This window comes from Nocardia sp. NRRL S-836 (genome assembly GCF_001279525.1).
Taxonomy (GTDB): domain Bacteria; phylum Actinomycetota; class Actinomycetes; order Mycobacteriales; family Pseudonocardiaceae; genus Lentzea.
The window spans coordinates 223568-236121 of sequence record NZ_LGDY01000125.1; the positions used below are offsets into that span (position 1 = coordinate 223568).

General features: G+C 72.4%; 9 protein-coding genes and 1 pseudogene. 7 read left to right on the forward strand and 3 right to left on the reverse strand.

Translation table 11 applies throughout. The features are described 5' to 3' along the window. Positions 1–195: 195 nt before the first annotated feature. A complete protein-coding gene (locus ADL03_RS34640) occupies positions 196–3063 on the reverse strand; it encodes a BTAD domain-containing putative transcriptional regulator (RefSeq protein ID WP_063798806.1) in 2868 nt (955 codons plus the stop codon). A gap of 228 nt (positions 3064–3291) precedes the next feature. Between ADL03_RS34640 and ADL03_RS50920 the strand changes: the two are divergent. The 3 genes and pseudogenes from ADL03_RS50920 to ADL03_RS34650 form a co-directional block, all read left to right on the forward strand. After that, positions 3292–3489, forward strand: a pseudogene (locus tag ADL03_RS50920) (helix-turn-helix transcriptional regulator); the annotation flags it as partial. A gap of 60 nt (positions 3490–3549) precedes the next feature. Continuing rightward, positions 3550–4566, forward strand: coding sequence for an AAA family ATPase (locus ADL03_RS34645; RefSeq protein WP_231642623.1), 1017 nt, complete (start codon positions 3550–3552; stop codon positions 4564–4566). Then, positions 4563–5867 (forward strand): FAD/NAD(P)-binding protein, encoded by a 1305-nt coding sequence (locus tag ADL03_RS34650; protein WP_063798815.1) that lies wholly within the window; start codon positions 4563–4565, stop codon positions 5865–5867. The genes ADL03_RS34645 and ADL03_RS34650 overlap by 4 nt, the downstream gene beginning before the upstream one ends. Here the strand turns inward: ADL03_RS34650 and ADL03_RS34655 are convergent. Then, positions 5864–7021, reverse strand: a complete 1158-nt coding sequence (locus ADL03_RS34655) for an ROK family protein (RefSeq protein WP_197288900.1) — start codon at positions 7019–7021, stop codon at positions 5864–5866. The two genes, ADL03_RS34650 and ADL03_RS34655, sit on opposite strands and share 4 nt — an antisense overlap. Before the next feature lie 47 nt (positions 7022–7068). On the opposite strand from ADL03_RS34655, the gene ADL03_RS34660 reads away from it, so the two are divergent. The 3 genes from ADL03_RS34660 to ADL03_RS34670 are packed head-to-tail and all read left to right on the forward strand — an operon-like array spanning position 7069 to position 9233. After that, positions 7069–8238, forward strand: coding sequence for an MFS transporter (locus ADL03_RS34660; RefSeq protein ID WP_063798808.1), 1170 nt, complete (start codon positions 7069–7071; stop codon positions 8236–8238). Positions 8239–8257: 19 nt separating this feature from the next. Then, positions 8258–8998 (forward strand): 3'(2'),5'-bisphosphate nucleotidase CysQ, encoded by a 741-nt coding sequence (locus tag ADL03_RS34665; protein WP_053737813.1) that lies wholly within the window; start codon positions 8258–8260, stop codon positions 8996–8998. A gap of 31 nt (positions 8999–9029) precedes the next feature. After that, positions 9030–9233: a hypothetical protein gene (locus tag ADL03_RS34670; protein ID WP_053737814.1), complete on the forward strand. Its 204-nt coding sequence runs from the start codon at positions 9030–9032 to the stop codon at positions 9231–9233. 47 nt (positions 9234–9280) lie between these two features. Here ADL03_RS34670 and hemW read toward each other — a convergent pair whose 3' ends face one another. Then, complete coding sequence (gene hemW / locus ADL03_RS34675) at positions 9281–10489, reverse strand: radical SAM family heme chaperone HemW (RefSeq protein WP_053737815.1); 1209 nt, start codon at positions 10487–10489, stop codon at positions 9281–9283. A 369-nt stretch (positions 10490–10858) separates the two neighbouring features. On the opposite strand from hemW, the gene ADL03_RS34680 reads away from it, so the two are divergent. Continuing rightward, positions 10859–12538, forward strand: coding sequence for a nitrite/sulfite reductase (locus ADL03_RS34680; RefSeq protein ID WP_053737816.1), 1680 nt, complete (start codon positions 10859–10861; stop codon positions 12536–12538). Positions 12539–12554: the final 16 nt, after the last annotated feature.

Genomic DNA, 12554 nt, shown 5'->3' on the forward strand with positions numbered 1-12554 from the left:
GGCCCCGACTCACACACCGTGGCTGCCACACAGGACGTGGCTGACTCACGGGACGCTGGCGGCCTATATGCGGTGCCCAGCCCACGACCAGCGAGCCGCTAGCACGCCAGCTGGCTCGCGACGGGGCTCTGAGCACGAGTGGTAAACCGAGAGCGCGAGCGCACCCACCCCCCGAACGCCGAACCGCAACGCCGGTCAGCTCACCGCCGCCAGCCCCTGCCGCACCCCCGCGGCCTCCGGCACACCCATCTCCTCGAAGTGCCCCAACGCGATCCGCCAGTTCTCCGCCGCCCCACCCGCGTCGGCGCGGTCGGCCAGGACCCGTGCCGCACCATCCAGCGCGCGGGCGATCTCCACCCGGAAGCCGGTGTCCTCGGCGAGTTTGCGGGCGCGGTTGTGCCGTTCCAGTGCCACGTCCAGCTCGCCGCGTTCGTAGTGCACGCGGCCGATCAGGTTCGTGGCCCAGGCGGCCTGGGCCTGGTTTCCCAGGTGCCGCAGCAACGACGAGGCGTAGGAGCTGAACTGGCCGGCCTCGTCGAGGTTGCCTTCGCGGCGGCAGACGTCGGCGTAGCGGGCGAGCACCACGCCCTCGTCGCCGGGTGAGGCGGTGTCCCTGGCCAGGCGCAGTGCGGAGTCGAGGGTGAGCCGGGCCGCGGTGAAGTCGTGGACGGCGGCCTGGGCGGAGGCGTAGTCGGCCAGGACGGCCACCTCGCACGAGAGGTCGAGGCGGTGGGCGTCGCGTGCGGCGGACTCGTGGTAGGGCAGCGCCTCGGTGAAGCGGCCGAACTCGTTGAGCAGCTTGCCGAGCGCGGCCTCGGCGGCGCGGCGCAGTAGCACGTCGTCGTTGTCCTGGGCGATGGCGAGGGCCTGCTCGGCGCAGTCGAACGCCTGGCCGAGGCGGCCGAAGTGCCAGTGCGGGGTGGCGAGCCGGTGCAGCGCGCGGCCCTCCAGGGTCCGGTCGCCGAACGCGCGGGCCGACTCCACCGCGTGTTCGTGCACCCAGAGCATGTCGGACATGCGGCCGCGCATCCGCAGGTACGGGTGCAGCGCCTCGGACAGGTGGCACACGTGCTCGTGCAGCTCGTTGTCCGCGGCGCCGCGCACGGCGGCGAGCAGTCCGCCGCATTCGGCGTCGAACCACTTCACGGCACCGTTCTTGCCGCGGAACCGCGGTAGCTGCGCGGGTGGGTAGACGTACCGCTGCCGTGGCCGGGCCCGGCGCTGGACCAGCAGGTCGGCGGCGGCGTTGGCGGCGCTGAGCTGGTAGTCGAGCAGCCGGTGCACGGCGATGGTGCGCAGGGCCGGCGGTTCGACCCGGCCGACCAGGGTGCGGGCCAGGCTGTGCACGAGGTCGTGCAGGCCGTAGCGGCCGGGTGCGAGCTGCACGACGAGCCGCATGTCGAGCAGGTCCTCCAGCACGGTCTCGGCCCTGCTCACCGCCATGTCGGCCAGCGCGGCGACGGCGCGGACGTCGAACTCGGTCGCGGGCACCAGGCCGAGCAGCCGGAACACCCGCTGGTGGCCGGGTTCGAGCGCGTCGTAGGACAGGCCGATCGCGGCCGCCACGCTGCGGTCGCCGACGGCCAGCTCGCTCATCTTGCGTTCCTCGTCGTGCAACCGGCCGACGAGGTACCGGATGGTCCAGCGTTCCCGGTTGTGCAGCCGGGTGCACGCGATCCGGATCGCCAGCGGCAGGTGGTCGCACACGGTGACGAGCGCGCGGGCCGCCTCCGGTTCGCGGGCGACGCGGTCGGCGCCGAGGATGCCGATGACGAGCTGCAGGCCCTCCTCGGTCGGTGGTGGCGTGAGCGACAACGACAGCGTGCCGTCGAGACCGGTGAGCCGGGAGCGGCTGGTGATCATCACGAGGCCGTCCGGCGAGCCGGGTAACAGCGCACGCACCTGCGCGCTGTCGACAACGTTGTCCAGCAGCACCATGATCCGCCGCCCGGCCGTGCGCATCCGCCACAGCACCGCCCGCGCGGACAGGTCGTCCGGCAGCTCGTCGCGGGACACGCCGGCCTGGCGCAGCAACGTGCCGAGCGCCTCGACGGGGTGCATCGGCTTGCGGTCGACGGCGTAGCCGAGCAGGTCGACGTAGAACTGCCCGTCCGGGAAGCCGTCCGCGAGCCGGTGCGCCATGTGCACCAGCAGCGAGGTCTTGCCGACACCGGCCATGCCGTCGACCGCGACGATCATCAGGCCCTTGCCGGCCTGACCGCCGACGAACTCGCTGATCCGGCGCTGCTCGCTCACGCGGCCCACGAAGTCGGTCATGTCGTACGGCAACGCTTGCGGTGCGAGCCTTTCCGGCGCCGTGTACGGAACGATGTCGAGCTCCGGCTCGTTGCGCAGGATCTGTTCGTGCAGGTGCATCAGCTCCGGGCCGGGGTCGATGCCCAGCTCGTCCGCGAGCAGCCGGCGGCCGTCCTCGAAGACCCGCAACGCCTCGGCCTGCCGTCCCGACCGGTACAGCGCGAGCATCAGCTGGGCGCGGGTGGTCTCCCGCAACGGGTACTCGTCGAGCAACGCGCGCAGGTCGGCGACGAGCTCGCGGGCCGCGCCCATGCCCAGCCGGGTCTCCATCAGCTGGTCGGCGGCGGCGATGCGGCGTTCGTGCAGCACCGCCACGGCCGCGCGGACGACCGGGCTGTCGATGCCCGCGAGCGCCGGGCCGCGCCACAGCGACAGCGCCGCCGTCAGGTGCTCGATCACCCCGGTGGCCTCGTCGGCCTCACGGGCCAGCCGCACGTGCCGGTCGAACATGCCGAGGTCGATCTGGGTGTCCTGCACGACCGCGCGGTAGCCGGCGCCATCGGTGACGATCAGACCCGCACCGCCCGGCAGCCGCCTGCGCAGGTCCGCGACGATCTTGCGGACCTGGGTCGCCGCGGTCATCGGCGGTTGTTCGCCCCACGCGGCCTCGACGAGCCGCTCGACCATGACCGCACGGTTTCTCTCCAGCAGCAACACCGCCAGCACGCATTCCGCGCGTGCGCCACCCAGCGGAACCCTGGCCCCACCCGACCACGCTTCGAACGCGCCGAGCAAACGAAATTCCACGCACGCCCCCCATGATCAGCGGTAACCATTCCACATCAGCCAGAATGAACCCAGAGCACCGCTGGACAGTGGATTCAACGGAATTCGATCCATTTAAACACGCGAGTGGAATATTCACCCGTCCATACCAGTCGGGGTTGCTCAGGGTGACGGGAGCAGAAACGGAATCGATGCGGTACAGGCGCACAGCACTCTGGTGAGCAACCGACTCTCGGGGGCTTGGTCTGCATGGATTCTTCAGCACAGCGGCAGCTCGGCTTGCTGTTCCGGTCCTACAGAACAGAACGGCACCTGACGCAACGCCAATTGGCGAAACTGTCGGGTGTCAGTGTGCGCACGATTAGGGACATCGAGCTCGGCACCTCCCAGCAACCTCGCCGGGAGACGGTCCGGCTGATGTCCAACGCCCTTGGCCTGTCCAGTGAGGAACACACACGATTAGAGGCAGCCTCAGGTCGTCGTGCGACAACGGACGATCTGCGTTTCGTGTTCGCTACAAGCGCATTACCACCACCGTCTCCCATTGACGCACTCGTCGGCCGGCGCGCGGAGCTCGCCGCGCTGGCCGGGTCGTTGCGCGGTGGCGGCGACCGCCTCGTCACGATCGCCGGTCTCAGCGGCGTCGGCAAGACCCGGCTCGCGCTGGAAGTGGCGGTGGCGCTGCACGACATGGACGGCCTCGCCGTGCTGTGGTCCTCGCCGGACTCGCTGCACCCGACGTCCGTGCGCGCGTCCGCGCAGCTCGGCGCGGCGCTGCGGGCCGGCCTCGACGCGCTGCGCGGGCACGGGGCGGGCACGCTGGCCGAGGTCATCGCCGACCAACCGGCCCTGGTCGTGCTGGACGCGTGGTCGGCGCACCGCCCGGAGCTGGTGCTGGCGCTGCTGAACGACTGCCCGCGGGTCCGCGTGCTGATCACCGCGCCCGATCCGCTGCGGCTGCCGGGCGAACGCGTCTTCCCGCTCGGCCCGCTCACGGTGCCCAGCCGCCGCCAGACCGACCCGGCCGAGCTCGCCCGCGTGCCGTCGGTGGAGCTGCTGACCCGCTACGCGCGCCAGGTCCGGCCCGGCTTCCGCCTCACCGACGCCAACCTGCCCGCGGTCACGGGGCTCGCCCGCGGCGCCGACGGCATCCCCGCGGTGCTCGCCTCGGTGGCCCAGTGGCTCGCCGTGTACGAGCCGGAAGCGTTGTGCGAGCAGATGAACGACGACCCGTTCGGGTTCTTCGAGGGCCTGCGGGAACGGATCACCGCCCGCCTGGACACCCTGGACGGCGCCGAACGCCTGCTGCTGGAACGGCTTTCGGTGCTCGACAGCGCCTGGTCGGTCACCGACGCCGTGAGTGCCACCGGCCTGCCGCCGAGCACCTGCGCCCGTCTCGTGCGCGCGCTGCTCGTCACCGGCCTGGTCCGGCCGGCCTCCGCGGAGGGGCGGTCCCGGTTCGGCGTGCTCAGCCTGGTGCGGTCGTTGCGGTGCGCCGAACCGGCCACGGTGGGTGCCGCGTGATCGCCGTCATCGGAGCCGGTGCCGCGGGGGTGACGACCGCGGCCCGCCTGCTGGAGCGCGGGGCGTCGGTGTGCCTGGTCGACCCGGCCGAGGAACGCGGGCGCGGGGTGGCCTACCGCACGGACGACCCGCGGCACCTGCTCAACGTTCCCGCGGGGAAGATGAGCGCGCTGCAGGACGATCCCGGTGACTTCGCGCGGTGGGCCGGGGTGGCGGTGACGGAGTTCGTGCCGCGCCGGGTCTTCGGCGCCTACCTCGCCGCGCACCTCGACGGCGCGTCGGCGCGCAACCCCGGCCGGCTGCGGGTCGTGCGGGACCGCGCCACCCGGCTCGAACGCTCACGCGACGGTGTGCGGATCTCGTTGGCAGCAGGGGACTTCGTCACCGCCGACGCCGCCGTCCTCGCGATCGGCGCGGTTGGCGACCGGGACGACTGGGTGCCCACCGACACCCCGGACTCGGCCGCGTTCGTCCCGGACCCGTGGGCGCCCGGCGCGCTGACCGGCGTGCGCGACGACCGCGACGTCGTCCTGGTCGGCACCGGCCTCACCGCCGTCGACCTCGCGATGACCCTCAACCGCCCCGGCCGCGTGGTGCACGCCGTGTCGCGCACCGGCCTGCTGCCCCGCAGGCACCGGCCGGCGGAGCCGATGCGCCCGCCGGAGCTCACCGGCTGCACCGGTCTGGACGACGTGCGCCGCCTGGTCTCGGCGCACGTGCGGGAGTCGGTGCGGCGGCACGGCGACTGGCGCCCGGCGGTGGACAGCCTGCGCCCGGTCACCGCCCGGCTGTGGGACCTGCTGCCGCTGCGTGACCGGTCCCGCTTCCTGGCGGAGGACCTGCGCTCGTGGGAGGTCCACCGCCACCGCATGCCGAGCACCACCGCGCGCACGCTGATCCGCCTGCGCCGCAACGGAACCCTGCGCACCCACCGGACCGGCGTCACCGCCGTCCGGATGCTCCCCGACGGCGTCGTGCTGCACCTGGGCAACGGCACGGAGCTCACCGCGGGCACCGTGATCAACTGCACCGGCCTGCGCCACGACGTGCGCCGCTGCCCCGACCCGCTCGTCGCCGGCCTGCTCGCGGACGGCATCGCGGCCCCCGGCCCGCTCGGGCTCGGCTTCGACACGCTGCCCGACGGCCGCGTGCGCGGTGACGCTCCACTGTGGACGCTCGGCGCGCTGCGGCGCGGGAACCTCTGGGAGACTACGGCGTACCCGGAGATCCGCGCCCAGGCAGCGGACGTGGCCAGGTCGGTCACCACGACGGCGTGGTCCTCGGAGGTGCCGTCGTGCTAGCCCAGCACGCCCAGCGGGTCGTCGAGCACCGGCTGCCACGCCAGCTCCGCCGCGCCCACCAGGCTGTTGTGCTCCAGCGCCGACGGCACGAGCGGCACGCTGCGCTCCCACAGGCCGCGGTCGGCGACCAGCCCCGTCAACCGCTCCGGGTCCCGGTCGAGCAGCGCGGCGTGCAGGCCGCCGAGCACGATCCGGTCCGGGTTCAGCACGTTCACCAGCCCGGCGAGGCCGACGGCGAGCCGTTCGACCACGCCCTCCACCGCCGGATGACCGGCCCGCACCAGCTCCACGGCCCTGACCAGCGGTGCGACGTCCGGTCCCACCTCCAGCCCAGCCGCCTCCAGCAGCGCCACCGGGTCCGTCTCGACGTCGAGACAGCCGCGGTTGCCGCAGTGACAACGCCGACCAGAGGGGTTGACCGTGACGTGACCGACCTCCATCGACAGCCCGGAACTACCCGTGTAGAGCCGCCCACCCACCACGAACGCCCCGCCGACCCCGCGATGACCGGTGGCGGTCATCAGCAGGTGCGTGGCGCCCCGCCCGGCGCCGTGCCTGTGCTCGGCCAGCGCGGCGAGGTTGATGTCGTTCGCGACGAACGCCGGTACGTCGAGCCCGGCCAGCGCGACCTGCTCGGTGAACACGTCCCGCACGGGCGCGCCGACCGGCCACGCCACGTGCAACGGGTTCAGCGCGGTGCCGTCCGGCTCGGCCACCGCGGACGGCACGGCGAGCCCGGCGCCCAGGCAGCGTCTGCCGGTCCGCCCGACCAGCTCGGCCCCGGCACCGACGGCGGCGGACAGCACGTCCGCGGGATCGGCGCCGACCCGGTGCCGTCGCGCCGTGGTCGCCGCGACCACCCCGCCGAGACCCACGACGGCCACCCGGTAGCCGTCCACGTGCACCTGCACCGCCAGCACGACCGGGCCGTCCGGGTCGAGCACGATCCGGTGCGAGGGCCGGCCGCGCGCCGCTGCGGGACCCCCCGGACGGGTGACGTTGCGGATCAGTCCGAGCGCCTCCAGCTCACCGGTCACGGCACCCGTCGTCGCACGGGTCACGCCCAGCTCAGCGGTCAGGTCGGCACGGGTCGCCACCTGCCCGCCGTGCACCAGCGAGAGCACCTGTCCCAGGACCGCGTGCCCGCGCTTCAACCTTGGCCTCGTCTCCGCCATGCCCCTACACTCATTTTGTGTCGCCGATGAACAAATTATCCACGACCACGAATCCGGCGCCAGCGGCCCTCGTGCGGCTGCGCGTCGCGGTGACGATGTTCTTCGCGCTCGGCGGCTTCCTCTTCGCCGGGTGGGCGGTGCGCATCCCCGCGATCAAGGAGCAGACAGCGGCCTCGCCGGGTGCCCTCGGCCTCGCGCTCTTCGCGATGACGGGCTCGGCGGTCGCGACGATGAGCGTGGCCGGCAGCCTCTGCCAGCGCTTCGGCAGCAAGCAGGTCACGATCGCCACGGCCGCGCTGCTGTCGGTCAGCGTGGTGCTGCCGACGTTCACGCACTCGGCGCTGACCCTCGGGTTGTCACTGCTGCTGTTCGGTGTCGCGTACGGCGGCATCGACGTCGCCGTCAACAGCGTTGCCATCGACCTGGTCGACGCGATGCAGCGACCGGTCATGCCGAGCCTGCACGCGGCGAACAGCCTCGGCAGCCTCGCCGGCGCGGGACTCGGCGGCCTGCTGGCCTCCCACCTGACACCCACGGCGCACATGCTGCTCCTCGCCCCCGTCGGCCTGCTCCTCACGGCGTGGTTCGGGCGGGTCCTGCTGGCGCACCCGCTGCCCAGCTCGCACGCCGACGACGGCGCCACCGGGCTGCGGCTGCCGAGGTTCACCTCGGGTGTGCTGCTCTTCGGCCTGGTCGGGCTGTGCGCGGCCTACAGCCAGGGTGCGCTGGACAGCTGGGTGCCGTTGCACCTGAGCGACGACCTCGGCGCGAGCCAGGGCCTCGCCGCCGCCGGTTACGCCGTCGTCCAGGGCACCATGACCGTCGGCCGCCTGGGCGGTGTTCGGCTGCTGGAACGCCTGGGCCAGACCAGGGTCGTCGTCTTCGGCGGCGCGCTCGCCTGCGCCGGCACGCTGGTCGCCGCACTCGCCCCCGACCTCACCCTCGCGTTCGCGGGTCTCGCCGCGACCGGCCTCGGTCTCGCCAACATCTTCCCGGTCGCCATGGCGCGCGCGGGACAGCTCGGCGGACCGAACGGCGTCGCGGTGGCATCGACCCTCGGCTACGGGGGCATCCTGCTGGCACCACCGACGATCGGGTTCCTGGCCGGCGAGGTCGGCCTGCCGATCGCACTGAGCCTGATCGCGTTCATGGTCGCGGCCGCGGCGACGATCGGGTTCATCGTCCGCAACCGCTGACCGACCGGGAGGGGTGCCCATGGTTTCCGACGTCGAGCTCGCCGCGACGCTGGCCGCACGATCCGGGCAACTGCTGCAAGAGCTGCGCGAGGGCCCGCTGCGCGGCGACGAGCTCGGCAAGGCCGGTGACGAACAGTCCCACGAGGCGCTGATGACAGCGCTGGCGCGGGCCCGCCCGTCCGACGCCGTGCTGTCCGAGGAGGGCGATGACGACCCGCGCCGCCTCGGCGCCGACCGGGTGTGGATCATCGACCCGCTCGACGGCACCCGTGAGTACGCGCTGCCCGGCCACAGCGACTGGGCCGTGCACGTGGCGCTGTGGCAACGCGGCCACGGCATCACCGACGCCGCCGTCGCCCAGCCCGCGCTGGACGCCGTCTACACGAGCTCCGCGACGACGGCCGCCGAACGCAGGGGCCCGCTGCGGATCCTGGTGAGCGGCAGCAGACCACCCGCGTTCGCCGACGCCGTGAGCGCCGAGCTCGACGCCGAGCTCGTGCCGATGGGGTCGGCGGGTGCGAAGGCGATGGCGGTGGTGCGCGGCGAGGCCGACGTCTACCTGCACGCCGGCGGTCAGTGGGAGTGGGACTCCGCCGCACCGGTCGGCGTCGCGCTCGCCGCCGGGCTGCACGCGTCCCGCGTCGACGGATCACCGCTGGAGTACAACCAGCCCAAGCCGTACCTGCCGGACCTGCTGATCTGCTCGCCACGGCACGCCGAGGCCGTCCTGTCAGCGGTACAGGCGGCAATCGGCGGCTGACTCGACCGGTGCCGGTCACTAGGGTCCAAACGTGTCCAGGCACCTGTCGTCCGTCGACGGCGACAACCCCGGAAAACCCTGTCTGGTGCTCAGCGACGGCGAGTGGCAGCACGGCACGCTGACGTGGGAACCGGCCAAGCGCGCCGACGGCCTCTGGTGGGCGGCGGTCACGTACCTGCGCGACGGCCAGCTCGTCACGGAGGTGCGCAGCCAGCACGACGTGCGCGCCCAGTGAGAACGGCTGTTGACCGCCGGCTGTGGGCAGCCGGCGGTCAACAGCAGCTACGGCAGCAGCCTGCGCACGACCGCGTCGGCGAGCAGCCGGCCCCGGTCCGTGAGCACGCAACGGTCGTCGAACGGTTCCAGCAACCCGTCGGCGACCGCCTGCTTGGCCTCTTCACGTCCGGCGCTGTCCAGGACATCCATCGGCAGGCCCTCGGCGAGCCGGAGCTCCAGCAGCACCCGTTCCACCCGGCGGTCCTCGGCGGAGAGCAGCTCACGTCCCGCGGCCGGCGACTGCCCCTCGGCCAGCAACGCCGAGTACCGCGCCGGGTGCTTCACGTTCCAGAACCGCACGCCGCCGACGTGGCTGTGCGCGCCGGGACCGAAGCCCCACCAGTCGGCGCCCTTCCAGTACAGGACGTTGTGCCGGCACCGCGCCTGCGCGGAGGTGGCCCAGTTCGACACCTCGTACCAGGAGAACCCGGCGCCGCCCAGCACCGAGTCGACCAGCTCGTAGGACGACGCGAGCACGTCGTCGTCCGGCATCGGCAGGTCGCCCCTGCGGATCCGGCGGGCGAGCCCGGTGCCGTCCTCGACGATCAGCGCGTACGCCGAGACGTGGTCGACGCCCGCGGCGAGCACGGCGTCGAGCGAGGCCGCCAGGTCGTCCGGGCGCTCCCCCGGTGTGCCGTAGATCAGGTCGAGGTTGACGTGCTCGAAGCCCGCGGTGCGTGCCTCGCGGGCGGCGTCGACCGGACGGCCGGGCGTGTGCTTGCGGTCGAGCACCCGCAGCACGTGCCGTGCGGCGGACTGCATGCCCAGCGACACCCGCGTGTACCCCGCCTCCCGGATGCCCGCGAAGAACTCCGGTGACGTCGACTCCGGGTTCGACTCGGTGGTCACCTCGGCTCCCGGTGCCAGGCCGAACGAGTGGCGCACCGCGTCCAGCACGTCGGTCAGCCCGGACGCTCCGAGCAACGACGGCGTGCCACCGCCGACGAACACGGTCTCGGCGGGCGGTGGCGAGCCGAGCACCGCGGCCGCCAGGTCGAGCTCGCGGCGCAGGCCCTCCAGCCACGACTGCGGCGAGGCGGACGTGCCGAGCTCGCCGGGCGTGTAGGTGTTGAAGTCGCAGTAGCCGCAGCGGGTCGCGCAGAACGGCACGTGCACGTAGATGCCGAACGGGCGGGAGCCGACACCGGCGAGAGCGGACGGGGGGAGCGAACCGTCGGCGGGCACGGGCTCGCCTTCGGGCAAAGCGGAGGGCATGACGCCCAGTGTCCCCCACACGCCCCGAACGGCGGTGTCCAGCCAGCGGATGTGTCTGTCGGTGACAGAGATATCACTGAGCGAAACCATCCTAGAATGTCAACCTCCGCTGGTCAATCCCAGCATTCGGTTGGCGGTGGACCAGGTTCTGGACGCGTGGCACGCTGAGGTCATGCATTCGACCGGAGTCCGCCTGGTGGCCCGCCGCCACGTCGACTTCCGTCGTGTCTCCAGCGCGATGTGCCGTCGTTCGGCCTGACCGCGCGCTGATTTGTTCCCGTCGGCGCCCGGCGCGCTGACGACGCCCCCACCACAAGCACCTCCGGGCTCGCACGCGCACCGAGCGCCTCGAAAACCCGGAGGATGGCGATGGTCCCGCCGCAGACGTCACCGCGCGCCAAGCAGCGTCGCGGCGAGGGGCAGTGGGCGCTCGGGTACCGAGAGCCGCTGAACCCCAACGAGCGGAGCAAGAAGGACGACAACCCGCTCAACGTCCGCGCCCGCATCGAGAACATCTACGCCCACGGCGGTTTCGACTCGATCGACCCGGCGGACCTGCGTGGCCGGTTCCGGTGGTACGGCCTCTACACCCAGCGCAAGCCCGGCATCGACGGCGGCCGCACGGCCACGCTCGAACCGGAGGAGCTGGACGACGAGTACTTCATGATGCGGGTGCGCAGCGACGGTGGCGCCCTCACCACGCAGCAGCTGAGGGTGCTCGGCGAGATCTCCCAGACCTACGCGCGGGACACTGCGGACATCACCGACCGGCAGAACATCCAGTACCACTGGATCCGGATCGAGGACGTGCCCACGATCTGGCAGCAGCTCGAAGCGGTCGGCCTGACGACGATGGAGGCGTGCGGCGACAGCCCGCGCGTCATCCTCGGCTCGCCGGTCGCGGGCATCGCGCAGGACGAGGTCGTCGACGGCCAGCCCGCGATCGACACGATCCTGGAGCGCTACATCGGCGACCCGCGCTTCTCGAACCTGCCGCGCAAGTTCAAGACCGCCATCTCCGGGTTGCAGGACGTCGCGCACGAGATCCAGGACGTCGCGTTCGTCGGCGTGCACCACCCCGAGCACGGGCCCGGCTTCGACCTCTGGGTCGGCGGCGGCCTGTCCACGAACCCCATGCTGGGCAAGCGACTCGGCGCCTGGGTGCCGCTCGACGAGGTCCCGGACGTGTGGGAAGCGGTCATCAGCGTCTTCCGCGACTACGGCTACCGCCGGTTGCGGCACCGCGCGCGGATCAAGTTCCTCGTCGCCGACTGGGGCCCGGAGAAGTTCCGCCAGGTGATGGAGGACGAGTACCTCCAGCGCAAGATGCTCGACGGTCCGGCACCCGAGGTCCTGGACCAGCAGGTGGACCACATCGGCGTGAACAGGCAGAAGGACGGCCTGTTCTACGTCGGTGCCGCCCCGGTCGCGGGCCGGGTGTCGGGCTCGGTCCTGGTCGAGGTCGCGAAGGTCGCCGAACGCGCTGGCTCCGGCCGCGTCCGGTTCACGCCGCACCAGAAGATCATCGTGCTGGACGTGGCGGAGACCGAGGTCCCGGCGCTCAAGAGCGACCTCGCCAAGCTGGGCCTGCAGGTCGACCCGTCACCGTGGCGGCGCGGCATCATGGCCTGCACCGGCATCGAGTTCTGCAAGCTCGCGATCGTCGAGACCAAGGCGCGGGCGAACGAGCTGGTCACCACGCTCGAAGCCAACCTCAAGGACATCGTCGACGGCGTCACCGCGCCGATCACCGTGCACATCAACGGCTGCCCCAACTCCTGTGCCCGCATCCAGACCGCGGACATCGGCCTGAAGGGCCAGATCGTGACCGACGACGACGGCAACCAGGTCGAGGGCTTCCAGGTGCACCTGGGCGGCGGCCTCGGCCTCGACGCCGGCTTCGGCCGCAAGCTGCGCGGCCACAAGGTCACCGCGACCGAGCTGTCCGCCTACGTCGAACGCGTGGTGCGCAACTTCGTCGCGCAGCGCGAGCAGGACGAGCGGTTCGCCCAGTGGGTCGCCCGTGCCGAGGAAGGTGCTCTCAGGTGAGTGCCAGCCGACGTAC

Excerpts from the sequence above, each read along its gene's own strand:
- ADL03_RS34660 (WP_063798808.1), top strand. The coding sequence starts at position 7,069 with ATGAACAAATTATCCACGACCACGAATCCGGCGCCAGCGGCCCTCGTG.
- ADL03_RS34665 (WP_053737813.1), top strand. The coding sequence starts at position 8,258 with ATGGTTTCCGACGTCGAGCTCGCCGCGACGCTGGCCGCACGATCCGGG.
- hemW (WP_053737815.1), bottom strand. The coding sequence starts at position 10,489 with ATGCCCTCCGCTTTGCCCGAAGGCGAGCCCGTGCCCGCCGACGGTTCG.
- ADL03_RS34680 (WP_053737816.1), top strand. The coding sequence starts at position 10,859 with ATGGTCCCGCCGCAGACGTCACCGCGCGCCAAGCAGCGTCGCGGCGAG.